We start from the raw sequence: 24585 nt of genomic DNA on the forward strand, positions 1-24585 counted from the left end.
TAACTCAAAATATTTATTTTTAATGTTGCTGTTCAAAATATGTTGACTAATATGCTAGGTTTTAAATATATTTAAATTCAACACGAATCATTTTAAATATAACTCTATATTTAAAGTAAATTGGTTCAAATGCCATCAGATCAGAAATTTAACCTTTAAATTTGATTATAAAAATATTAATTAATCAAGGAGGTGGGTATGGACGCTAAATTTCATTCTGAAAATGAATATGGTTTTATTCTAGATATATTGAATACTTATGTTGTGATAAAGAAGACATTAAAAAATGATCATTATCCTTATGATTCATTTGGTTATCTTCTTGCTCTTTATCAACCACTAAAAGTTTATATCCCTCAACTTCCACATCCGAAAATTTATATTGAGATTGGTGGAATTTCATATGACCGAATGATTGTTGGGCAAACAGAGGATGAAACGGAAGCCATAAATATTTTATCGAATTTAGGACAACTTGTTGCTTAACCATTAATTGATATTTTAATGCTGAGTTTAATTTACTTAAGGAAAGCGTTTTCTTAAGTAAATTAACGATAAAGCTATAGGCTAGAAAATGGTTGTTGGAAGAGAAAACTTAAAGAAATTCTTTGCAGATACATTTGCGATGGTTCTATTTTCGCTAGCCATAGGTACTTTTGTTGAGCTTGTAATTACGGGTCTTACACTTGAACAAACATTTAAAATACGTGCTATCGCAATACCTATTTCTATAGTGATTGGTCGACCATATGGGTTTTATCGCGATTGGGTTTTTAAAAAAATATGGGGAAAACATAAAACAGCTGTACAAAGCTTTTTGCTAGATACACTCGCTAATTTAACATTCCAAATACCACTATATATTTTAATACTTGCTTTTAATGGAGCAACTTTAGTGCAGGTAGTTACGGCTGTCAGTTCTATTCTTATAATTGTTAGCGTTTCTGGAAGACCCTATGGAATCTTCTTAAATTTTTGCCGCAAATTATTTGGTGTTTTTACATGACATGATTAAAGAAACTTTCTTATAAGATACAAAAAACCACAAAAGCTAAATCTATAAGTTTAAAAGAATTTGTTTATATAACTAAGAACATTAAAAGTAGGTCATCGTAATGAAAAAAATATTCTTAGCAACACTCACTGGATTGGCTTTATTAGGTAGTAATGCGGTATTGGCTAAACCAGATGCTGCCTTATTAAAAGAAGCGACAAAAAATGTAGTCACGGTGTCTAAAGCAAAAACTTTGGCTGATGAGTCCGGTGTTACTTTAACAGGCACCATCGTAAAGCATATTGCTGGTGATCATTTTGAGTTTAAAGATGCAACTGGGTCAATTGTAATTGATATAGATGATGACTTATGGAAACCTTTACAACTAAAAGCCGGAGATAAAGTCCGTGTTGTAGGAGAGGTGGACACACATAGAGTTAAGCCTACCGATATTGAGGTTTTTAAGATTGAGCGTGTTAAATAAAACTAGATCATTTATATAAAAATTGCTCAGAGCAAACAAAAAAGAAAACTCCTGTTCTAAGGAGTTTTCTTTTTAACGACAATAATTTTTATTATTGTGTTGCATTAAATGCCTCATGATAGTGTACGTTTCCTTTAGGAATATTGCCTGAGAAGCTTAAGGCTTGGAAATATTCACTTGGTACATCGGGCAAAATTAGCTCAGGATATGCTTTAAAACCAAATCTGCTGTAATAATTGGGATCACCCAGTAAAACACATCCTTCTGCGCCTAACTTTTTTAATTTATCTAGTGATTTATTCATCAGAAGCGAGCCAATACCAAGCCCCTGTTTATTTGGATGAACAGAAATAGGGCCTAAACCATACCAACCCATTTCCCCTGAACTCATTTGAACTGGAGAAATAGCAACATGCCCAATAACAGCGCTATCTTCAATCGCGACTAGAGAGATGGTCAATTGTCCGTGGTCTCTTAAACTATTCACAATAAAATGTTCTGTATGACTGGTGTGCTCAGCATTTTTAAAAGCTGCTTTCGTTAGTTTTTCTATTGCTTCAACATCCTCATTTCGCTCATCACGAATCGTAATATTCATTAAAATTCTTCCTTATTTATTGACCAATCATACGCTTTAATTTTTTAAATAAGTAAAACTGTAATTTAGATTTCTAAGATACTTTATTTGTTATTGGTTATAAAAAACAACTACTACTCATCAAAATCATACATAAAGTAAAATTTTATAAAAATTATTTTTAATATAATAATTTAAAATATTTTGAGGATTAAAAATTGAAAAAAATCATTAAAACTTTATTATTATCTACACTGATTTCAACTACATCCTTCACTGTTTTAGCTAAAAATATTGAGCAAAAAGTTAATTTTTTACAAGGTTCAACACATACCACATTAACTGGAAAATTTCAGGGCTATAATGATGTAAGGTACAGGGTTTATGCAAAGAATGGACAAGTATTAAAATTTAATATTAATAGTCTTGGTAATTTAGCCTATGTCAATATTTTTGCACCAGGTAAAAAACCAGGTAAAGATAATGCATTATTAATTGGCTCAACTGTAGGATCGAAAGGAGAACTTATTTTGCCAGTTGATGGCGATTATATTGTTCAAGTTTATCAAATGCGTAATAGTGCTCGTAAAAATAAAACCGTGAAATATAGTCTAGATGTCGAATTATTAAATAAAGTAAAAAAATAATATTTTATAAAATTTACTAGCTTTCACATGAGAGCTAGTAAATTTGAAGAAATAGTCTGAGTGAAAACTATTCGGCTAACGAAAATGACTCACTTATACCGCAATTTTCAACAAACAGTGGGTCGTGCGAAATGAGTAATACAGCACCTTCATAACTCTGAATGGCATGAGCGAGTAACTCCCTTGATTCAATATCTAAATGATTTTCTGGTTCATCTAATAACAGGAGTTCAGGTGTAGGTTTTATCTGGCTAAGCGCTAATAAAGCTACTTTGAGTTTTTCACCACCACTTAGCTGAGACAATAGTTGGATACCTTTATCACCGCGAATTCGGAGTTGACCTAATAAATTTCTCCATTCCAATTCTGAAAGCTCATTATTCATGTGGGTTAAATTCTCAATAACAGACATTTCATCACATAAAAAGCTAAAGTTTTGATCGAGATAAAAGCACTCTACAAATAATTGAATGCTGTCACAGGACTGATTCTTCTGTGCATTGATTGCTTTAAGCAGCGTTGACTTTCCAATACCATTTTGACCCGTTATGTGAATTTTTTCGGCTGCATGTGCAGCTAAATCTATAGGTTGTTGAGTCCCATAGTTCAGTTTGAGTTTCTTAATTCGAAGAATCTCTCCAGATTTTTTATGAAAAGTGGGGAAGACAAACTGTTGTGGTTTGACGGTTTCAAGACGCATTTTTTTGTCTTTTAACTCGTTTTGACTATTTGTAATTTGTCGTTGGTGCTGAGACTGTATAACCGCAATACTTTGGCCTGCTTGTTCCTTTTTAAAGTCGAGCAAAATTTTGGCTTGAGAATTTGATTCTCTTAATTTATTGCCAGCACGTTCACGTTTTTGAGCTTTCATTAATACATCATGTTGCTTTTGCTTCATGTGCTTAACTTCACGTTGGTTTTGTTGAACAGATTGCTCTAAAGCTGCAACATGAGTTTGATATTGCTCATCAAATTTCTCATAGTTTCCGGTTGTGTGATGTAAGCCGTGTTCATTTAAATGATAAATGTGGTTTACTTCGTTCAACAAAGTTCGGTCATGACTAATGATCAGTGCACCTGCTGGGTGCCTTTTCAAATGATCAATTAACCATTTTCTAGATTCCTGATCTAAATGATTGCTAGGTTCATCAAGAAGTAAGTAGTGATCTGATTTTAAAAATAAACAGCTTAAGGCCAACTTGGTTTTTTGACCTTCACTTAAGTTTTTAATTGGAAAGTCTAAATCAGTGGGTAAATGAGCAGATTCTAAGAGAGTATTCCATAAGGTAGGTAAATCCCATTTACCTTCCAATAAATCATAGTCATTGAAACTGGCAACACCTTGTTCAACTCTTTTAAGAGCTTGATAAATATCTAAGATATCTAATGCTTGGGCTATGGTCAGTCCCGTTAACCGATGCAATTGAGGTAAATAAGCATGTTTTACATGCCAAGATATTTGTCCAGATGTAAGAATTGAATCTGCTTTAAGCGTCTGATTTAACATTTGCATAAGCAAAGATTTACCTTGACCATTACGGCCAATTAAGGCAGACACCTGATTCGATTCAAGGCTAAAATTGAGTTGTTTAAACATGACTTTAGATGAAAGCTCTAAAGTCAGCTGTGATATTACACATGCCTGCTGAGTCATAAAAAAACCTCATAAATACAGGATGTACAAAATAGGAAAAAGTAGTTTTAAGCAGAGACGTTAAATCACAAAAAAATAGTCTATTTTGCACATCAAAAAAGAAAAAATTGATGGGAAAAAAGACTTACTTCATTGGCGTGACTCACGAAATTGGAAGAATAAGAAGCTATTCTAGCTCGGTTTTTGATTAGTGTAAAATTTATGCAATCTATTTTATTAAAAAACCCAATCGTTGGATTGGGTTCTTTTCATTTAAAAAGTTTATTCTTTTACAACCAATACCTGAATTTTGGTACTGTTTAAAACATCTTGAGCAAAACTACCCAAAATAAGTTTTTGGAAGCCTTTACGACCATGAGAACCAATCACAATCAAGTCTGAACCTAAATCTTCTACAGCTTTAAGAATACCATCTGAAGAAATTTCACCTTGGATAATCTGAGTTTCTGCATCAATACCTTCTTCAGCACATAAAGCTTTTACTTTAGCGAGAGTTTTTTCAGCATTGGCGCGTGCTTCAACAAAATAATCTTTTACAACTGGTGAGATATAGTAGAAATCTACGCCGCTAAAAGGATCTACTGCAACTAAGCTAATAGCGGTTAATCTACTACCAAATGCTTTGGCAATATGAGCTGCTTGTCTTGCTGCTGCTAAAGAAATTTCAGAACCATCGACAGGTACAATAATATGTTGGTAATTCATAATGTTATTCCTCTTATTTACAGTTGTTATATGTATGAAGCATTTATTAATTAAAGATTAACATATTTCATTCTCGGTAAACATCTATTCGACTAAACGAAAGAAAAATTAAATAAAACTGTTTTAAATCATTTGCTTATATTTATTCTTGTATTGGTTGTGATGGAGTTTAAGTGCTATTTCTGAATAATTGATAATATTTACATGAAAATTACAAAAAATTACCGTTCATATTTCTGTCATATAGAAACCGTATAACAAAATAGTGAACTAAGGGGGAGAGTGAGGAAGATGGCTGATTTAACAGCAAAGAAAGTCAATAAATTGGTAGAAGAGTTTCGTCAAACAGGTAAAGAACCCGAAAAATTAGTCATTGGCTATAAAACGTATGCCAGACTCATGACTGAAGATAAATTTGCAGAGAAAGTTGTTCCGTCGCTTGAAGATTCAAAAGAGCGGTTATATAAAAATTTGAAAATCAAACTTGTGACTGAAAAGCATTACTTTGAAATTAAATAAAAGTTATGTGACCTTCATCACTATCTATTAAACTAAAGTAACACTAAATAAGTTTTATAACATGATTATTGTATGATGATACAAATTAATAGTGTAGTGAACATTTGAAAACAGCAATCGTTTATAAACTCGATAGAATAAATTGCTTTTATTTTTAAGTAGTGGAATAAATTGAAATGCCAACACTCAGTGTAATTATATTTTATGTTTTAACTATATTAGGTAGTGTAGCTATTGTTTATGGATTAGTCAGCTTAAGTGTTTTTTTAATTGTTATTGGATTAGCTCTATTATCTGCAGCATTATTATTAAAAAAAGAATTTAAATTAGATATTTTGTTCTGGAAGTAAATAAAATATGTATTTATATTTTTAATTGTCTATAAAACTTTTCAATAGAACTGAAACGAAAAATTTCAGTTCTAAAAAGATTAAATTATTTTTTTATGATGAATATTGATGTAATAACGTTTTTTTGATCGAAATTATTACAATAAAATATAAAAGTGGAAAATTTTAAATTTATTTAAGTATTTAAAAATAAAAAAGTTTCATTTAGGATGAAAGTAAAATTGTAAAAGCGTTTGTAGCGATTAAACAATAACAAAGCGAGGTGAGCATGACTTATAAGTATGAGTATGCAGGGTTCTGGTTAAGATTTGGTGCAATGATTATTGATACTCTTATTCTTTTTTTGGCAGTTATTCCTGCGGCATGGATTTTTTATCAAGGGGATTATGATTTAGTCTTTGCCACGGGCTTAAGTACAAAACCACAAAACTATTGGTTCGATTTGATCGTGAACTATGTATTTCCTTTATTGTATTCAGTTTTATGTTGGCTGTATTTTGCAGGTACTCCAGGTAAACGATTGATGCGATTAAAGGTTTTAGATGAAAAAACAGGCAATAAGCTAACAGTCACACAGAGTATTATTCGATATATTGGCTATATTCCATCAATTTTAGTCTTTGGTATTGGTCTTTTTTGGGTCGCATTTGATGCTAAAAAACAAGGCTGGCATGACAAAATGGCAAAATCAGTTGTAGTAAGAGAGCTATAAGAAATAAGATGAAAAAACGTTCATAGCATTGAAAATAAGGGCTATAAACGCTTTTTTATTAACTTTTTTTGACTTTAAGTCTTAAAATAAAATATACAACTACACCCACTACCAGTCCCCAAAAGGCTGATCCGATACCGAAAAATTGAATGCCCGAAGCGCTACATAAAAAGGTAAATAATGCAGCTTCACGATCTTCAACCTGAGCAAATGCGATTGCAATGTTGTGGCTGATCGTACCAAATAATGCAATGCCAGCTAAAGCTACAATAAAGATATGTGGAAAAGACATCAGCAAGCTTGTCAATGTTGCGGCAAACAGGCCCATTAAAATGTAGAAAAAACCACAGCTCATGCCTGCAATATATCGTTTACTTGGGTCAGGATGAACTTGGTCATCTAAGCTTACAGCCGCACTAATCGCAGCAATATTGACGCTATAACAGCCAAAAGGGGCAAGCACAACTTGGGTTAAACCTGTCCAGCCAATCAGTTGATTAACATGCGGTTTATAGCCATAACTTTTAATCATGGCAATTCCGGGTAAATATTGCGAAGCCATGCTAATCACAAAAAGTGGTAGAGCTAAGCCCAAAAGTGCTGACCAGCTAAATTCCGGACTAATCCAAACAGGTTTAGCCAAAGACCACTGAAGTGTAGGCATATGAAATTCTAAAAAGACAGGGCACAGGGCAATACCCGCAAGTGCTGTGAATACAATGCTATAGCGGGGCCATAATCTTTTTGTAATGATATAAATGACCAGTAAAGATAAAACGAATTCCCAATCATTTTGCAAACTGGCGAACAGGGAAATACCAAATTTGAGTAAAACACCTGCAAGCATGGCACTGGTTAAGCTTTGAGGAATATATGAAAGTGCTTTTTGAAATATACCTGAAAAGCCTAAAATAGCAGTCAGTAAACCACCCACTAAAAAAGCACCAATCGCTTCATTTAAGCTATAGCCACTGCCGGTTGCCATAATTAAAGCGAGGCCTGCGGTTGACCATGCCGTTGCTACAGGATATTTAAATTTCCAAGAAAGTATGAATCCTGATAAACCAATACCTAAGCCTAAAGCCCAAAACCATGAGGTGATTTGCTCGGGTGAAGCACCTAAAGCTTGAGCCGCCTGAATCACTAAGATGGCCGAAACACTTATACCTATTAAAAAAGTGATAAAGCCAGCAAATACGGCTGGAATTGAAAAATCTTGAAGAATCTTTTGCATAGCTAAATGTTCTAAATCCCTGAAAAATTAATATGTTTCTGTCTCTGCTTTCAGCTAGGTAAATCTAACAATTTTTTTAAAGAAGGTGCTTTCTATTTTTTACTTAAAATAGAAATAATATTTTCAAAATATTGAATAATGCTATTATTCCTTTCAGAAGTGACACTAAATTTGGGATATTATTTTATGGAAGAACAGACTGAAAATTTGACAGTGCTTGAACTTAAAATTATGCGTGCTTTACAAGAAAATGGGCGCTTAAGTAATGCTGAACTGGCTAAGCTTGTAGGCATAAGTACTTCATCTTGTTGGAATCATACACAGCGTCTTTTTAAAATTGGGGCAATTCTAGATGTACGTGCTCGGATCAATCCGAGTATGGTGCAGCGTGATACGGTGGTGCTAGTCGGTGTGGTTTTGGACCGTTCAACGCCTGATAGCTTTCAAGCATTTGAACAGGCGGCGGGTGATTTGGAGAATGTTCTAGAATGCTATCTGGTTGCTGGAGAAGTCGATTATTTTCTAAAAATTCGTGTTAAAGATTTAGCTGCTTTTAACCGATTTCATAGTGAAAAAATTATTGCTTTACCGGGGGTAAGACAAGTCAGAACATTTTTTGTGCTCAATGAAGTTAAAACAGATGGCATGCTGGCATTTTAGCAGTTCATTATGTTTTAACTTGATAAATGCAAAAACTAGGATAAAGATGATTAGATTGTTGAGGTTGCCAGTTTTAAACCGAATCCGAAAAATAGAATCCCTACTAAAAAAATACTACTTGCTGCAATTTTATGGTTCTGTTTAAAAAATGCTGAAAGTTTAATTCCAGAGAAGATTAATGCAGTTAAATAACTAAAGCTAATCACCTGTAAAATAATCGCTAAAATTAAAAAGCTTAGTGCTGGGTAGGCATAATCGGGTTCAACAAATTGAACAAAGAAAGATAAGAAAAATAAAATCGCTTTCGGGTTGAGTAAACTAATGCTTAATGCTGTTTTATAAGGATGAATTTTATCTAAAGCTGGTAAATCAGCCATTTCAGGTTGTGGTTGATTACGTTGTTTCCAGCGTTGAATACTACCTTGTAAGAGCTTAAAGCCTAGATAAGATAGATAAAGTGCGCCTGTTAATTTAAGAATAACAAATATCCATGGGAATGCTTTTAATAAAGAGGCTGCACCCAGTACGGTACAAAGCATTAAAATGAGATCACCGGTAAAAATACCTAATGCACCCATATATCCAGTTTTAATGCCATAACGTGAAGCAATTGACATCACATAAAGAGAATTGGGCCCCGGCAATAACACAATTAGGAATGTACCAATAATATATGTTGTTAAATCTGTTATGCCGAACACGAGAAACCCAATAAAAAACCGATTTTTGCCATGATAACAAAAATCGGTGATTTTGTATGAAAAGTGAAGTTTTTTAAGGTTTAATTTCCGCATCAATTCCAAAAGACTGACGTAATAAGAAACTTAATTGGTCACGAGCTTTAATAAAGCCATCAACACCACCTTGTAAAAGTTGGAATGCCATTAAGTCGTGGTTAAGTTCGTCTTTAAAACTTTGCTCATCTTGAGCTGGTCTAACAATAGCATCTGCTTGCTTTGATTTAGTTGCATCAAGAGCTGCATCAACTGTACGTGTATCTTGCTCAAGCTGGGTAAGTAAGCCCGGAGAGATCGTTAGTAAATCACAGCCAGCAAGTCCAAGAACCTGATCGATACTACGGAAGCTCGCACCCATTACTTGAGTCGGGATATTTTGCTGTTTGTAATAGGTATAGATCTTTTTAACTGAAACGACCCCTGGGTCTTTTTCGATTGGGTAAGAATCTACACCTTCAGCTTTTTTGTACCAATCTAGAATACGACCTACAAATGGTGAAATTAAAGTTACTTTTGCATCTGCGCATGCTTGAGCTTGATGTAAACCGAAAAGGAGAGTGAGGTTACAAGCAATACCTTCAGCTTCGAGTACTTTCGCGGCTTGAATACCTTCCCAAGTCGACGCAATTTTAATAAGAATACGTGACTGATCAATACCGTAACCTTTGTAAAGTTCACATAATTCATGCGCTTTTTGAATGGTCGCTTCGGTGTTATATGAAAGGGCAGCATCAACTTCAGTCGAAACGCGACCTTCAATCAGTTTTAAAATTTCTACACCGAATTTTACGGTTAAAATATCAATAGTTCTTTCGATTAACTCATCGTTGCTATAGCCTTCTTCTTTGGCTTGATAATAAGCATCTTCAATGAGTTCTTTACTTTCTGGTTGTTCTGCTGCTGCCGTAATCAATGAAGGATTAGTCGTCGCGTCTAATGGACGAAATTTACGAATTGCATCAAGGTCGCTACTGTCGGCAACAACGGTCGTTAGTGTTTTTAATTGGTCAAGTGCTGTATGAGTCATTGATATTCAACATCTTCAGTAATAAATCTTATATTTTCTTTATAGCACAAAGTCTATTCATACTGTCGATATATCAATTGTTATATTTCAAAGAAAAACGTTTAGATTCTGCATCTAAATTGAAATAATTTTAAGGGACCTGTTGCGTTCGTTGCTTACGGATATGTTCAATAAGGAATCTGGCAGCAGCACCAAGCTCACTTTCACGACTCCATACCAAATCTACGTAATATTCAAATCTTGGAGTGAAATCTAATAAATTCAATATTTTAAGCTTATTTTTAAGTTCAGGGTTTTCTTTAAACATTTCTTGAGGAAGAACACCCCAGCCCAGATCACGTAAAATCATTAAGCAAGCAGAGTGGTGGTTATCTGTACGCCAGTAATGTTTCGAAAAAAGTAATTCGGGTTTTAATGTCTCATCTCGACTTGCCACAACAATTTGTCGTGTTGTGAGGATCTGTTCATAAGAAACCTGATTTTGGCTTGCGAGTGGATGACTATTTGAAATAACTGGAATTAAAGCCTCAGGCTTGAGTTCTACAAACTGTTCTCTGTTATCTAGATGCTCACGTTCAAACATGAGTGCAAGTTGGGCAGAACCATCTAACAACATTTGTAACGCATCTTCTTGGGGAGCAGAAACAATATTAATTTGTAGGTCAGGAAAACGACCCTCTAAAAGGCAAATATAATCGGTCCAGTTGGTGTGTAAGAGTTCAGATACAATCACAATGGTTAAGTTAGCTTCTAAACCTGTGCTTAACGCATGTGCATGTTGTTTCCATTGATTCATCTCAATCAAAAGCTGAGAAGTCTTTTCATATAACACCCGTGCTTCGTCAGTAGGGACGGGCTCACGACCTTTACGATCAAATAAGGTTAAGTCCAAATCAATTTCTAAGTTGGCAATAGACATGCTTACAGCCGAAGGAACTTTTCCAAGTTTACGTGCTGCTGCTGAAAAGGATCCAGTTTCTATAACGGCCTGAAACATGAGTAATTGTTCTTGATTAATATTCATCTGTCAAAAAAACTGAAAGAACCTGATTGGATTAATCAATATTATAAAAATAAAATGCACATTATCCAAGTATTATTGAGTATTTAAAAATGTTGATTTCCAAGAGAAGGATCATTCATGCAATCAGTTATGAAGGAATTTTATTGGTCATCATTGCGATTGCATTAAGTTTTATTTTTGATATGCCTATGGACGTAACCGGAACACTCGGTGTGTTTATGGCAGTGGTTTCAGTTTTCTGGAATATGATTTTTAACCACTACTTTGAGAAAGTAGAGCATAAATATAATTGGGAAAGAACAATCCCTGTAAGGATTTTACATGCGGTTGGTTTTGAAGGCGGTTTGCTGATTGCAACAGTGCCAATGATTGCTTATATGCTACAGATGAGTGTCATTGATGCGCTTATTTTAGATATTGGTTTAACCTTATGTATTTTGGTCTATACCTTCATTTTTCAATGGTGTTATGACCATATCGAAGATAAGTTTTTCCCTGAAGCAAAAGCTGCCTCACTGCACTAAATTTATAAATCCTAAAATGAAATAAGCACCCAAATGGGTGCTTATTTTTTGTAGTTAGATGTAGAAATTATTTCTCTACAATTGCAACTACACCTTCGCCGCCAGCAGTACAGATAGAGATTAATGCGCGGCCTGAACCTTTTTGATTAATCAATTTAGCAGCAGTTGCTAAGATACGACCACCAGTTGCAGCAAATGGATGGCCAGCACCTAAAGATGAGCCATTTACGTTAAGTTTAGAGCGGTCAATTGAACCTAAAGGTGCATCTAAGCCAAGACGTTCTTTACAGAATTTTTCGTCTTCCCATGCTTTAAGTGTAGACAATACTTGAGATGCGAACGCTTCATGGATTTCGTAGAAATCAAAATCTTGAAGTTTAAGGTTTGCACGCTTAAGCATACGAGGTACTGCATAAGCAGGAGCCATCAATAAGCCTTCTTTAGGACCATTTTTACCAATGAAGTCAACAGCAGCGGTTTCTGAGAAAGAAAGGTAAGCTAAAACTTCATGACCGTTTTCTTTTGCCCATTCTTCAGAAGCAAGTAACACAACAGATGCACCATCAGTCAACGGAGTTGAGTTACCCGCTGTCATTGTTGCAGTTTCGCCTTTACCGAAAACAGGCTTTAATTTAGCAAGTTTTTCAACTGTGCTGTCTGCACGTAAGTTGTTGTCACGGTTAAGACCTAAGAATGGAGTGATTAAGTCATCAAAGAAACCGCGCTCATAAGCAGCAGCAAGTTTTTGATGGCTGCTTGCAGCGAGTTCGTCTTGAGCTTCGCGAGTAATACCCCATTCCAATGCAGTAATTGCTTGGTGTTCACCCATTGAAAGGCCAGTACGTGGTTCACCATTGCTTGGCGCATCAAGAAGCTTTTTAAAATCAATTTTTGTTAATGCTTTAAGACGGTCTTTACCAGTTTTAGCAACATTGAGCTCAAGCAAAACTTTACGTAAACCATCACCAACAGCGATTGGAGCATCAGAAGTGGTGTCTACACCGCCTGCAATACCTACATCAATTTGACCAAGTGCAATTTTGTTAGCAACAACAAAAGCAGCTTGTAAGCCTGTACCACAAGCAATTTGAATGTCGTAAGCTGGAGTTTCAGGAGCAAGATCAGTGCTCAATACAACTTCACGAGTCATATTAAAGTCACGGCTGTGTTTTAAAACAGCACCAGCAACGACTTCACCAATACGCTTACCTTGTAAGTTAAAGCGCTCAACCAAACCATTCAATGCTGCTGTCAGCATGTCAGAATTCGATGCTTTAAAATAAGCAGTATTTGAACGTGCAAATGGAATGCGGTTGCCACCAATAATTGCAACGCGGCGAACAGTATTTTGGCTCATGGTTTTATCCTGTTGAACAGAAGTTTTGGTTTTTGTTGCTTTTGGTGCTGCAGCTACATTATTAGAAGATGTAGATGAGGGTGCAGAAGCAGCGCTCTTATTACGAGGGCTTCGTGCAGGTGCAGTCGTTGAACGAGTACGTGTCGTTTTTGGTGTATTAGTTGCTGCTTTAGGAGTTGTGCTGTTACGCTTAGCCGTGTTAGAAGCCGGCTTTGATGTATTTGACACTTTTTCCTCAGCAGAATTCTCGACTGCTGGATTTTCTTGAGTTGTCTTGCTCATAAGGCTTTTCCAAGCATATTAACGATATTCTTATAAGCTACATTAACACAATTCAAATAGACCTGTATTGACTAGAATGACATTGTAGATAGCATTCAGGTCAAGACATCCAAAGATGAACTCAAGTATGATTTGGAGTAACTCTAATGAACGACTGATTTCATATTGTTGCTATTCATCTCATAACATAATGAAGCCTGTCGTAGAAAATTCATTTCTTTGAGAGATAATAATCATGACTGATCAATACCAAGCATTTACACAATCTCCTATTGGTAAATTCGTTGTTAAAAATTTGGGTTTACCATCACCAGTTGCATTAGAGCGTTTTGAAAGTGCTCAGCCAGTAGTGAATGGTGCAGTATTGGTTGGCGCAGCGCCGTCAAGTGTATTGTCTGGTGCGATTGCACAAGTACTTAGCAATATTCATGCTGACAGCTATGTAGGCAATAATGTTGCATTACAGCAAGACGCTGCAAAAGTTGGTTTAAATTTACGCCCATTCAATGCAGGCGACAAAGAATCAAAATTCAAAGCAGTAGTATTTGATGCTTCTGGTATCCAAAACTCAGAACAGTTAAACGAACTTTATAAATTCTTTAACCCGATTGCACGTCAAGTTGCGACTTCTGGTCGAGTGATTGTGATTGGTACAACTCCTGAAACTGCAAAAACTGTAAAACAGGCAATTGCACAGCGTGCACTTGAAGGCTTTATCAAGTCTGTAGGTAAAGAATTTAAAAAGGGCATTACGGCTCAAGTTGTATATGTAGATGAAGGTGCTGCTGCAAACCTTGAATCAACTTTACGCTTCTTGCTTTCTCCGCGTTCAGCTTATGTATCTGGTCAAGTTGTTCGTGTTTCTAAAGCAGATGTCGTTGATGTTGATTGGGCAAAACCACTTGCTGGTAAAACTGCGTTAGTAACAGGTGCAAGCCGTGGTATTGGTGAGGCAATTGCACATGTATTGGCGCGTGATGGTGCTCATGTCATTTGTCTAGATGTACCACAGCAACAAGCTGACCTTGACCGTGTAGCTGCTGATATTGGCGGTTCTACATTGGCAATTGATATTACAGCTGCCGATGCGGGCGAAAAAATTAAAACTGCTGCTGCAAAACAGGGTGGTTTAGATATTATCGTTCATAACGCAGGTATTACTCGTGACAAGACTTTGGCAAATATGAAGCCTGAGCTTTGGGACTTGGTAATTAACATTAACTTGTCTGCTGCTGAACGAGTAAATGACTACTTGTTAGAAAACGATGGTCTAAATGCAAATGGCCGTATTGTTTGCGTATCATCAATTAGTGGTATTGCAGGTAACCTTGGTCAAACTAACTATGCTGCATCTAAAGCAGGTGTGATTGGTTTAGTTAAATTTACTGCACCTATTCTAAAAAATGGTATTACCATTAATGCAGTAGCTCCTGGTTTTATTGAGACACAAATGACTGCTGCGATTCCATTTGCAATTCGTGAAGCCGGTCGTCGTATGAACTCGATGCAACAAGGTGGTTTACCTGTTGATGTAGCAGAAACGATTGCATGGTTTGCATCAACTGCATCTACAGGCGTAAATGGCAACGTGGTACGTGTGTGTGGTCAAAGCTTGTTAGGCGCTTAAGCACTCTTAGCTAAAGATAAGGGGTGCTTGGGCATCCCTTTTTTATTCAAGAATCTATAAATTATAAAAGGTTAGGTATGAATACTCGTCATTTTAGCCAGCTACCAAAAGCGGCATTGGCTTATCCAAAAGTTGTGCAAGGTTTAATCTTTAAAAAGCCTAAAGGGCCAAAAATCTTGCCGCAAGTTGAATATGTGGTTGATAGTCTTGAGATTGATCAAAGTCATCTCAAAGCTTACAACGAAGTATGTGGCTTTAAAAATAATGGCTTTGTACCAGCGATTTATTTGGCTGTGCTTTCTCAAAGTTTGCAAATGCACATGATGACGGCAGAAGCTTTTCCATTTCCGATTTTAGGTTTGGTCCATATTCGTAACCAGATTAAACAAACTAGACCGATTGGTGTAACTGAAAAACTCACTCTGTCATGTAAATTTGGGGAACTAAAACCGCATGATAAAGGTGTTCAGTTTGACTTTATTACCACTGCAAAAGTTGGCAACGAAGTAGTTATGGAAGGCTTAACGACTTATTTATCTCGTCAAAAAGTTGAGAAAAGAGTCGGCGAAAAAGCCAAAGAAGAACAAGTACCAGCTTATGTGCCAAAGGCCCAGTGGGATATTTTAGAAAACACAGGCCGCCGTTATGCGAAAGTATCTGGTGATTTTAACTTAATCCATATTCATGCCATTACTGCGAAAGCATTTGGCTTTAAGCAAGCAATTGCACATGGCATGTGGAGCAAAGCTAAAGCACTAGCGAATCTTGAATTACCAAATGCTTATGAAGCAGATGTGTGGTTTAAGCTGCCAATGTTCTTACCTTCAAAAGTTGAGTTTTTAACTGCCAATGCAGAGAAAAAGACTGATTTCTTGATTCGTAATACGAAATCACAAAAACCGCATGTTGCAGGAACTGTAAAAGCATTATAAAAATATCAGCAGCCTGAACAGATGTTTGGGCTGCTTTTGAGCAAAATAACAAAAAATGCAAGGAACTTCATGTGATTAAAGAGATTTTACTGGCCGATACCCAAAACTATCACGGTATTTTAGATGAACGTTTTATTGATTTAGCTCACCAGTTTAGCCGTCTTCAAGATGCTAGAACAGGACAAGGTGGAGCTGCATTAGCGGTTTATTTTAGAGGCCAGAAAGTTGTAGATATTTACACGGGTCTAAAATCACAAACTGAAGCTTGGCAACCAGATACCTTGGCAGTTTGCTACTCTACAGGTAAGGGTGTACTTGCAACTTTGGCGCATATTTTAGTAAGTGAAGGTTTTTTAGAATACGACAAACCGATTTCGACTTATTGGCCTGAGTTTGCTCAAAATGGTAAAGAGCAAATGACATTGCGTCATGTGCTGAGCCATCAAAGCGGTATGTTTGATATTCGAAATACCATCGAAAGTGCGAGAGAAATGCTCGACTGGTCACACATGTTAGATGTGGTTGCGGCGACTAAGCCAAGATTCGTTGCTGGAGAGGGTAATGCTTATCAAGCTTTAACATTTGGTTGGCTTGTGGGCGGCGTGCTTGAAAAAGCAACTGGTCAATCTTTACATCAGCTCATGCAAAAATATCTTGTTGAACCGTTGCAGTTAGATGGTGCTTATTTTGGAACGCCTGCAAGTGAGTTAGATCGTGTAGCACGTCTAATTATTCAACCGAAACCAGAAAAACCAGCATCTACTCAAGTTGAAAAACCTAAAAAGCCGCAGCCGCGCAAAAGTTCACTCTCTGAAAAAATGATTACGTGGACTGGACAAGACCCGCAAGATTTTCAGGATGCTATGATTCCAAAAGGAATGAAGCATTTTAGTTTCTTTAGTGATGAAGGGTTGCAAGCTGTTATTCCGGCAGCAAATGGGACATTTACTGCAAGTAGCCTTGCCAAAATTTATGCGATGCTAGCAAATCACGGTGAATGGGATGCACAGCAACTGATTCGTCCAGAAATATTTAAAGAATTGAGCACTATCCAAAGTTATGCACGTGATCGTGTTATGCCAATTCCAATGAATTGGCGTTTAGGTTATCACCGTATTATTACCATGGGTAAGCGTGCTAAAAATGGCTTTGGTCATATTGGCTACAATGGTTCAGGAGCATGGTGTGATCCTGAACGTGATCTTAGCTTTGCTTATACCCATAACTTTCAGATTGGGTCAATAACGGGTGACTATCGTTTGTGGGGCCTGACTCAAGAAGCTTTACGTTGTACCGACCAAATTTTAAAAGGCCGAAAAGGCTGGTTCTAAATTCTGTACTTTCAAAAATGCTGGTATTTGAATAAATGCCAGCTCTACGCTTATAACAATTCTAAGCGAATAATCGCTTCTGTATGACGTTTAAAATCTTCTTCAGCTAGTCCTTGTAATCCAAGTTTATAAATACCTTCTAGACCGCATACAAAAGCAATCAAACGCCAAGCAATGTCTGTTGAGTTAGATAGAGTTTTAAATTCCCCATCTTTTTTGCCACATTCAATCGCTTGAACAATCGTTTGATGCCAACTTTGCATGGCCAAGTTATAAGCTTTTTGTATTTCTATATCTTGTTCAATCAAGAGTTCAGCTTCATTCCATAATCGTAAGTAGGGTTGAAGTCTGTCTATGTTTTCCGCACCTAACAGGATAAAGAGCCTTTGAAATTGGCTAGTGGTTTGTAGAGCTTGTTCAATTTCATCCAGCTGTTCCATAAGCTTTAAAAAAGCTTCAGCTTTTAAGTGAGATGCCGACGAAAAGTGATGATGAACTTGTCCAGTCGAGGTTTGGGCTTCACTTGCGATTCTTCGTACCGTCATGGCCGTAAAACCTTCAGCCAAAGCAACTTGCATGGCAGCTTGCAGAATCATTTCTCTGCGTTGATCACGATTAAGATAGGCCATGTTTATTTCACCTGACTGAATTCGAGACAAACTACATTAAAATTTAAAGTTGGACAAGTGTCCAATTGTGTATATAATAACCTTAACTTGAACACATGTCCAAGTTTTGGATATCGAAGAGCGTTATGCAAAAGAAATGGTTAATTCTGACGATCATCGTCCTTATTTATTTGCCGGTTACAATTGATGCAACAGTGATGCATGTTGCAACACCATCTTTAAGTGCAGCATTGAATTTAACTGCCAATCAGCTTTTATGGATCATTGATATTTATTCACTGATTATGGCGGGTTTGATTTTGCCGATGGGTGCACTCGGTGACCGTATTGGCTTTAAAAAATTATTATTTATTGGAACTGCAATTTTTGGAGTTGGTTCACTGGCAGCTGCTTTTTCACCAACAGCCTATGCCTTAATTGCTTCCCGTGCTCTTTTAGGGCTAGGGGCAGCCATGCTTATTCCTGCAACTTTATCAGGTATTCGAAATGCTTTTACCGAAGAAAAGCAAAGGAATTTTGCACTTGGCCTTTGGTCTACAGTAGGGGGCGGTGGTGCCGCTTTTGGTCCATTAGTGGGTGGTTTTTTACTCGAGCATTTCCATTGGGGAGCAGTATTCCTCATCAACATCCCAATTATTTTGGTTGTTCTGGTCATGATTGTCATGATCATTCCTAAGCAGGAAGAGAAAACCGATCAACCAATTAACTTAGGACAAGCTTTAGTGTTGGTTGTGGCGATTTTAAGTCTGATCTATTCGATCAAATCGGCCATGTATAACTTCTCAGTACTTACAGTCGCGATGTTTGTGGTTGGGGTAAGTGCTTTAATTCACTTCATTCGAAGTCAAAAAAGAAGTACCACTCCAATGATTGATTTGGAGTTATTTAAGCATCCAGTCATTTCTACCAGCATTGTCATGGCTGTCGTTTCCATGATTGCTTTGGTTGGATTTGAATTACTCTTGTCTCAAGAATTGCAGTTTGTGCATGGTTTTTCTCCCTTGCAAGCTGCCATGTTTATTATTCCATTTATGATTGCAATTAGTTTAGGTGGTCCATTAGCAGGAATCTGTTTAAATAAATGGGGACTTAGACTTGTATCTACTGTTGGGATTTTAATAAGTGGCTTTAGTCTATGGGGGCTTGCCCAGCTTAACTTTTCGACCGATCATTTTTTAGCATGGACGTGTATGGTCTTTTTAGGTTTTAGCATTGAGATTGCTTTACTGGCTTCAACAGCAGCCATTATGTCTTCTGTACCATCAAACAAAGCGAGTGCAGCAGGTGCGATTGAAGGGATGGCCTATGAGTTGGGTGCTGGTTTAGGTGTCGCTATTTTTGGTCTAATGTTGTCTTGGTTTTATAGTCGCTCAATTATTTTGCCAGAGGAACTCCCGACGAACTTAATTGAAAAAGCGAGTATTTCGATTGGTGAAACCATGCAATTGGCTTCTAACCTTGAAAGTCCTTTAGGAGGGCAATTAATTGCAGTTGCGCAGCAAGCTTTTAGCTATGCGCATAGTTGGGTGCTTACTATCTCAGCTATTTGTTTCTTCCTTTTAACTGTATTTGTCTGGTTTAGCTTTCCAAAGAAAGTAAATTAAAACTAAAGGATAAAAAGAGAGACTACCTTTCTTTTTATCCTTAAATATCTTTTTAATATTTTCTACATATTAAAAATTGGTTATTTAATTCTCATAAACAAACTATTCTTTAAAAAGGTTCATATTTTTATTTCAAAATGATTCAGTAGTCATGTAATTGAAATTTAATAAAAAATTAATTGTTATGAAATTGACTGCGTAAAAATGGTTTGCTAACCTGCTATTCGAAAAATCTAAAAACAAATACAAGAGGCTGCTGTGAATTTTAAATTAAAAACATCACTCATTATTGGAGCAATTGTTGCATCTTCATTTGTATATGCCGCAACTGTACTTTCACCAAATCAGAATAATAATAGTGGATCAATTCCATCTGGTTATTCAGATTTAGAATTTTCTTTAGCAAATGGGAATTGGGTCAAAAACCTTACTTTACCAACAAGCGCTAATAATTTGGACAAAATTACAATTCGTTCTAGTGCTGCTTATAGTAGTTATTTAGATACTTCTAATACCAATATTCCGTTAGAAGTATTAAAGGTAAATAGTGGAGATGTTTATCAATTCATCTTTAATAGCAGTCAAAATAAATGGATCGCACAGTTAGCGACAGTGAGTCCTACGAATGGTGCTAACTATGAGGTTGTACCGTTAACAACTGCATCCATACAAAAAGTACTTATTCAAAATGATAAATGGGCACAAACCATTGCATTACCAAGTGACGTACGCGATGGAACGACTGTACAAATTGTTTCCACAGCAAGTGCTGATTCCAATATAGATAAAGCAAATTTGCTATTTCCAAGCAGTTTTTTATTAAAAAATGGGTCTGAATATTGGTTTAAATATTATTCTGCTTTAGGAAAATGGGTTCCAGAATATATAAAACCTCAGAAGTTAAATGTTCAGCAAATTGGATCATCTTTAGCAGCTGTAAATAGTCCACTTACAGAAGTTTCATTTGGGGATGGGAACTGGGTATCCAATTTTACTCTTCCTGCGACTGCAAGTGATCGGGATAGAATTATTATTAAATCTACCGCGACTTGGTCTGCAAAAATTAATAATACCAATATTAATAGCCAAGCGACTTTAACGCTAAAAACAGGCGATCAATATGAGTTTATGTATGTAAGTGACAAAGGATATTGGCAGCTGATCTCTTCACCAACGAAGGTGATTGATTCATCGGCAACAATTCCTGCAATTTTACCGAATATGACTCAACCCGCTTTAAAAGTAAAACTTTCTACCTCAAATTGGCAGCCAACCTTACAACTACCAGTTAAAGCTCAAGTCGGGGATAAGGTGGTTATTGCGTCAAATGCATCGGCTGATACCTATATTAATGCCGCCAATGGTTTGTCTGCGACCATTAAAAATGGTGAAAACCGCCGTTTTATTTACACGGCTCAAGGCTGGTCAGTAGATAGCTACACAATTGATATGTTGTTAGTTTCTAGTCCAGAAGTAAATTCAATTTTAGGTGAAAGTGCTGCAAAACTTAGAATGATTGAAGGCGTAAATTTAACGAATTTAACTGCTGAAAATTCGAATGCACGTTTTTACTTAAGAGATGTGGGCTATTTAACTTATAAAATACCTGCTGCAACTTTAAAAGAAGCGATTTCTTTTGGACGTGATGACACGACCGTACAAAATGAGCGTAAACGCGTATTGGCTGATGGCGTCTATTATCAAGGCAATGAACCAGGCGATGGCGGTTGTGGCTGGGCATGGATTAATGCATCTTCATATAACATGATTGGTGCAAATGATATTGCAGGTTGTTCTTTTGCTGCGATGCGTCATGAGGTAGGACATAATCTTGGCTTATACCATAATGGTTCAACCAATATTGGTTCAGGCTTTGCTCATCCTTTAGGAAGTACTGCGATGGGTGGTAATAATATTAATTTTTACTCTAGCCCATACTTATACAACCCTAAATATGGTGTCCGTTTGGGCGTAGAAGGAAAAATTGATGCGGTGAGTGTCATTAACCTAAATGCACAGAAAATTTCTCTATATAACTAATCTCTATTTTTAGCTGTAAATAATGAAAAAAAATAAATTGTTAATAGGAACTGCTATCGCTTGTTTAGCGCTAGCAGTTCTCATCTGGCTCGCATTTTCACAGCAAAGTTCTTCTGCTTTAACGTCATCTGCAGATAGTCGACAAGAGAAAGTTGGCTTAAAGCGAGTTGAAGGTCAGACTGGTTTTGCTCGTCAAAATACAATGAATCTGAGCCCGTCAGAGAAAGAAAGATTATCTAAGCAACAAATTGTTTTTAATGAGATAGAAAAGGATCAGCTACCTTCTAATGTTAATTTTCCATTGATTAAAAATGGACAAGGCATGGTGATTAAGTATGATCCAAACGTGATTGAACTCAAAAAAGTAGGTGATACGGTTAAGTTTCAAATGTTGGAATACGGCATTAACCGCACAGGGAAAATTGTAGAGATCGAACCTGTTGACCAAGATATTGTTCGGTGGACTGGGAAATTTGATCAGGGAGATCCAAATCAGAATTTCTTTACCATTACTCAAAGTCAAAAAGACCACTATACGATCATGCAAATTTTTACCGAGAAAGGAAATTATTCGGCTGAAATTAAAGATGGGGTTGGACTAGTACAAACGATGGATGACGGAGTCACTGATCACGAGTTACATCATGATCACCCTTAGTCAAATAAATGGTTTGGATGGGAAAAGAGTATAGTTCGCAGTTTATCTGTACGGATATGAGCTTTATGCGTTCACTCTCTTTTAAAAACAAAGTATGCTTATGCCTGTAACAAGGAGCATACATGTATCAAGTACTTGCTAGAAAATACCGTCCACGTAATTTCAATGAGTTAGTGGGGCAAAACCATGTTTCTCGTGCATTAAGCAGTGCATTGGAACGTGGTCGTCTACACCATGCTTATTTATTTACAGGAACGCGTGGTGTGGGGAAGACCACAATTGCACGTATTTTAGCCAAGTGTTTAAACTGTGAAACAGGTGTGACCTCTACACCATGTGAAGTCTGTGCAACTTGTAAGGCGGTAAATGAAGGTCGTTTTATTGATCTGATTGAAATTGATGCTGCTTCAAGAACAAAAGTAGAAGATACGCGTGAACTTTTAGACAACGTTCCATATGCGCCAACGCAAGGTCGTTTTAAAGTTTACCTGATTGACGAAGTACATATGTTATCTACGCATTCCTTTAATGCGTTATTAAAAACATTAGAAGAACCACCAGAACACGTTAAATTTTTATTTGCAACGACTGATCCACAAAAGCTGCCGATTACGGTCATTTCACGTTGTTTGCAATTTACATTGCGCCCTTTAGCTGTCGATGAAATTACAAAACATCTTGGCACTATTCTTGAAAAAGAACAGATTGTTTCTGACCAAGATGCAATTTGGCAAATTGCCGAATCTGCTCAAGGTTCATTACGTGATGCATTATCTTTAACCGATCAGGCAATTGCCTATGGTCAGGGTGCTGTACAGCATCAAGATGTTAAAGAAATGCTCGGTCTAATTGACCGCACGATCATTTATGATTTGATTTTAGCGATTCATCAGAACCAACGTGAAAAAGTGAGTCAGCTTTTATTACAATTTAGACATCAAGCGCTCGATGTTTCACTTGTACTTGATCAGTTGATTTCGACATTGCATGAATTGGCAATTTTGCAATATCTGCCTGATTTGAGTTTGAAATATAGCGATGAAATCAATCGCAAAATCATGCAACTGTCCAAGCTGATTTCTGCTCAAGATTTACAGCTTTATTACCAGATTGCATGTAAAGGACGATCTGACCTACAACTTGCCGTGACGCAAGAACAAGGTTTTGAAATGTGTATTTTACGCTTATTAGCGTTCCGTCCTCTAACGCCAAATGAAATTGTGGTGTCAGAGCCTGTTCAACAAAATCAGCAAGTTGTAGTGAATCATCAAGTTCAGCAAACAGCTGAAGATATTGCTCCTGTAAGTGCTGTGCAGCCAGTTGAAGTTATTAGCCAACCCGCTATGGTTGAACCTGAACCTGAACCTGAACCTGAACCTGAACCTGAACCTGAACCTGAACCTGAACCTGAACCTGAACCTCAGTCTAATCAGGACTTAATGGTATTTGACCCAAATCATCATGAGTTAATCGGATTTGAGTCAGCATCTGTTCAAGAAACAAGTAATGTTTTGGAGGAAGATTTTATTCCTGTACCAGAACAAAAGTCAGTACAAGTTCAGGCTGAAACCCAGACCCGAAGTATTGAACCTGAACCAGCTTGCACTGCTGAGCCTATAGGTTTATTTGAAGCACCTAGCACTGATTTTCCACTTGCCCAAGATATGCCTATTGCTAATGATTTAGCCTTAGAACCTGTTGTCGAGCAACCGTTACTGGTGGAAACCCCAGAGGCGATTGAGAAGATTGAAGTTGTAAAAGAAGTTAGTGCAACTGATAACGGGCAGCTTATGCCTCAAGACATTTTGAAGCTAACCACGCAAACCTTAAAAGGTGAGTGGACACTAGCAAAATGGGAATATTGGTTTAGAACTAGTCAACTGTCTCCAGCCGTTCAAGAGCTTGCTCAGCATGGCGTAATGACAGGTCAAATTGGTGGCAATACAGTTTTCCATATTCCTCAAGAATATGAAAATATGTTGACTCAATTACAACAAGGTCTTATTGATGCATTAAATGAGCAATGGCCTGATACTCAATTTACAGTTGAATATGGTGCTGTAAATACGGCTACACCATATATCATTCAAAGTGCGCGTAAAGAAAAAGCCTTTCAAAGAGCAGCTGAGTTATTACAACAACAGCCAGTCATTAAAAGCCTCATAGAGACCTTTGATGGCGAATTACAAAATATTCAATTAAAGCCTTAACTTTTTAGTCCTGTGATGAGCTTGGAAATTATACAATTCCATGCTTTTTCACGGGATTGAAACATTC

Annotated in this window: 25 protein-coding genes and 1 pseudogene; 17 read left to right on the top strand and 9 right to left on the bottom strand. The window is 36.6% G+C overall.

What is annotated here, in order from left to right:
• The first annotated feature begins 198 nt into the window (after positions 1-198).
• From RMB13_RS05890 to RMB13_RS05900, 3 genes are all read left to right on the top strand, one after another.
• A complete protein-coding gene (locus RMB13_RS05890; protein ID WP_042896947.1) occupies positions 199-486 on the top strand; it encodes a hypothetical protein in 288 nt (95 codons plus the stop codon).
• Positions 487-574: 88 nt separating this feature from the next.
• Complete coding sequence (gene alaE, locus RMB13_RS05895) at positions 575-1006, top strand: L-alanine exporter AlaE (protein WP_311084675.1); 432 nt, start codon at positions 575-577, stop codon at positions 1004-1006.
• Positions 1007-1115: 109 nt separating this feature from the next.
• Positions 1116-1478 (top strand): NirD/YgiW/YdeI family stress tolerance protein, encoded by a 363-nt coding sequence (locus tag RMB13_RS05900; protein WP_205468996.1) that lies wholly within the window; start codon positions 1116-1118, stop codon positions 1476-1478.
• Between the two features lie 91 nt (positions 1479-1569).
• Here RMB13_RS05900 and RMB13_RS05905 read toward each other — a convergent pair whose 3' ends face one another.
• The gene (locus RMB13_RS05905; RefSeq protein WP_311084676.1) at positions 1570-2076 is read right to left on the bottom strand and encodes an N-acetyltransferase; all 507 of its coding nucleotides are present in this window, start codon (positions 2074-2076) and stop codon (positions 1570-1572) included.
• Positions 2077-2153: 77 nt separating this feature from the next.
• Here RMB13_RS05905 and RMB13_RS05910 point away from each other — a divergent pair.
• Both RMB13_RS05910 and RMB13_RS05915 read left to right on the top strand, forming a co-directional pair.
• A pseudogene (locus RMB13_RS05910) lies at positions 2154-2240 on the top strand (hypothetical protein); the annotation flags it as partial.
• 33 nt (positions 2241-2273) lie between these two features.
• Positions 2274-2702, top strand: coding sequence for a DNA breaking-rejoining protein (locus RMB13_RS05915; protein ID WP_311084677.1), 429 nt, complete (start codon positions 2274-2276; stop codon positions 2700-2702).
• 67 nt (positions 2703-2769) lie between these two features.
• On the opposite strand, the gene RMB13_RS05920 is transcribed toward RMB13_RS05915, so the two are convergent.
• Positions 2770-4356 (bottom strand): ATP-binding cassette domain-containing protein, encoded by a 1587-nt coding sequence (locus RMB13_RS05920; RefSeq protein ID WP_311084678.1) that lies wholly within the window; start codon positions 4354-4356, stop codon positions 2770-2772.
• 261 nt (positions 4357-4617) lie between these two features.
• A complete protein-coding gene (locus RMB13_RS05925) occupies positions 4618-5061 on the bottom strand; it encodes a universal stress protein (RefSeq protein ID WP_056480860.1) in 444 nt (147 codons plus the stop codon).
• Between the two features lie 291 nt (positions 5062-5352).
• Between RMB13_RS05925 and RMB13_RS05930 the strand changes: the two genes are divergently transcribed.
• The 3 genes from RMB13_RS05930 to RMB13_RS05940 all read left to right on the top strand — a co-directional run bounded on the left by RMB13_RS05930 (position 5353) and on the right by RMB13_RS05940 (position 6642).
• Positions 5353-5580, top strand: a complete 228-nt coding sequence (locus RMB13_RS05930) for a hypothetical protein (protein ID WP_005039839.1) — start codon at positions 5353-5355, stop codon at positions 5578-5580.
• A 176-nt stretch (positions 5581-5756) separates the two neighbouring features.
• Positions 5757-5930 (top strand): hypothetical protein, encoded by a 174-nt coding sequence (locus RMB13_RS05935; protein ID WP_005039840.1) that lies wholly within the window; start codon positions 5757-5759, stop codon positions 5928-5930.
• 268 nt (positions 5931-6198) lie between these two features.
• Positions 6199-6642 (top strand): RDD family protein, encoded by a 444-nt coding sequence (locus RMB13_RS05940; RefSeq protein ID WP_080027328.1) that lies wholly within the window; start codon positions 6199-6201, stop codon positions 6640-6642.
• A gap of 58 nt (positions 6643-6700) precedes the next feature.
• Here the strand turns inward: RMB13_RS05940 and RMB13_RS05945 are convergent, their stop codons facing one another.
• Entirely contained in the window at positions 6701-7876 is a 1176-nt protein-coding gene (locus RMB13_RS05945; protein ID WP_311084679.1) for a benzoate/H(+) symporter BenE family transporter, read from the bottom strand.
• Positions 7877-8062: 186 nt separating this feature from the next.
• Here RMB13_RS05945 and RMB13_RS05950 point away from each other — a divergent pair, with 186 nt between their 5' ends.
• Positions 8063-8536, top strand: coding sequence for an Lrp/AsnC family transcriptional regulator (locus RMB13_RS05950; protein ID WP_004643202.1), 474 nt, complete (start codon positions 8063-8065; stop codon positions 8534-8536).
• 50 nt (positions 8537-8586) lie between these two features.
• Here the strand turns inward: RMB13_RS05950 and leuE are convergent, their stop codons facing one another.
• From leuE to RMB13_RS05965, 3 genes are all read right to left on the bottom strand, one after another.
• Positions 8587-9237 carry a leucine efflux protein LeuE gene (leuE, locus tag RMB13_RS05955; RefSeq protein ID WP_262472288.1) on the bottom strand — a complete coding sequence of 217 codons (651 nt, stop codon included), beginning with the start codon at positions 9235-9237 and terminating at the stop codon, positions 8587-8589.
• Positions 9238-9310: 73 nt separating this feature from the next.
• The gene (gene tal, locus RMB13_RS05960) at positions 9311-10300 is read right to left on the bottom strand and encodes a transaldolase (protein WP_092706928.1); all 990 of its coding nucleotides are present in this window, start codon (positions 10298-10300) and stop codon (positions 9311-9313) included.
• 130 nt (positions 10301-10430) lie between these two features.
• Complete coding sequence (locus RMB13_RS05965; RefSeq protein ID WP_005039849.1) at positions 10431-11324, bottom strand: LysR family transcriptional regulator; 894 nt, start codon at positions 11322-11324, stop codon at positions 10431-10433.
• An 89-nt stretch (positions 11325-11413) separates the two neighbouring features.
• On the opposite strand from RMB13_RS05965, the gene aceI reads away from it, so the two are divergent.
• Entirely contained in the window at positions 11414-11848 is a 435-nt protein-coding gene (aceI, locus tag RMB13_RS05970) for a chlorhexidine efflux PACE transporter AceI (protein ID WP_045430845.1), read from the top strand.
• Positions 11849-11915: 67 nt separating this feature from the next.
• Here aceI and RMB13_RS05975 read toward each other — a convergent pair whose 3' ends face one another.
• On the bottom strand, positions 11916-13487 hold the full coding sequence (locus RMB13_RS05975; protein WP_311084680.1) for an acetyl-CoA C-acetyltransferase: 1572 nt from the start codon (positions 13485-13487) through the stop codon (positions 11916-11918).
• Between the two features lie 235 nt (positions 13488-13722).
• Here RMB13_RS05975 and RMB13_RS05980 point away from each other — a divergent pair, with 235 nt between their 5' ends.
• The 3 genes from RMB13_RS05980 to RMB13_RS05990 all read left to right on the top strand — a co-directional run bounded on the left by RMB13_RS05980 (position 13723) and on the right by RMB13_RS05990 (position 17377).
• Complete coding sequence (locus RMB13_RS05980; protein WP_017392163.1) at positions 13723-15114, top strand: 3-oxoacyl-ACP reductase; 1392 nt, start codon at positions 13723-13725, stop codon at positions 15112-15114.
• 77 nt (positions 15115-15191) lie between these two features.
• Positions 15192-16046, top strand: coding sequence for a MaoC/PaaZ C-terminal domain-containing protein (locus RMB13_RS05985; RefSeq protein WP_311084681.1), 855 nt, complete (start codon positions 15192-15194; stop codon positions 16044-16046).
• A gap of 71 nt (positions 16047-16117) precedes the next feature.
• Positions 16118-17377 carry a serine hydrolase domain-containing protein gene (locus RMB13_RS05990; protein ID WP_311084682.1) on the top strand — a complete coding sequence of 420 codons (1260 nt, stop codon included), beginning with the start codon at positions 16118-16120 and terminating at the stop codon, positions 17375-17377.
• 50 nt (positions 17378-17427) lie between these two features.
• Here RMB13_RS05990 and RMB13_RS05995 read toward each other — a convergent pair whose 3' ends face one another.
• Positions 17428-18006 (bottom strand): TetR family transcriptional regulator, encoded by a 579-nt coding sequence (locus RMB13_RS05995; protein WP_080027322.1) that lies wholly within the window; start codon positions 18004-18006, stop codon positions 17428-17430.
• A 125-nt stretch (positions 18007-18131) separates the two neighbouring features.
• Here RMB13_RS05995 and amvA point away from each other — a divergent pair, with 125 nt between their 5' ends.
• The 4 genes from amvA (at position 18132) to RMB13_RS06015 (ending at position 24518) form a co-directional block, all read left to right on the top strand.
• A complete protein-coding gene (amvA, locus tag RMB13_RS06000; RefSeq protein ID WP_311084683.1) occupies positions 18132-19610 on the top strand; it encodes a multidrug efflux MFS transporter AmvA in 1479 nt (492 codons plus the stop codon).
• A 258-nt stretch (positions 19611-19868) separates the two neighbouring features.
• Complete coding sequence (cpaA, locus tag RMB13_RS06005) at positions 19869-21650, top strand: metalloendopeptidase CpaA (protein WP_311084684.1); 1782 nt, start codon at positions 19869-19871, stop codon at positions 21648-21650.
• Positions 21651-21672: 22 nt separating this feature from the next.
• Positions 21673-22308 carry a metalloprotease secretion chaperone CpaB gene (gene cpaB / locus RMB13_RS06010; RefSeq protein WP_311084685.1) on the top strand — a complete coding sequence of 212 codons (636 nt, stop codon included), beginning with the start codon at positions 21673-21675 and terminating at the stop codon, positions 22306-22308.
• A gap of 122 nt (positions 22309-22430) precedes the next feature.
• Entirely contained in the window at positions 22431-24518 is a 2088-nt protein-coding gene (locus RMB13_RS06015; protein ID WP_311084686.1) for a DNA polymerase III subunit gamma/tau, read from the top strand.
• The last annotated feature ends 67 nt before the right edge of the window (positions 24519-24585 follow it).

This window comes from Acinetobacter sp. V102_4 (genome assembly GCF_031799005.1).
Classification (GTDB): domain Bacteria; phylum Pseudomonadota; class Gammaproteobacteria; order Pseudomonadales; family Moraxellaceae; genus Acinetobacter; species Acinetobacter calcoaceticus.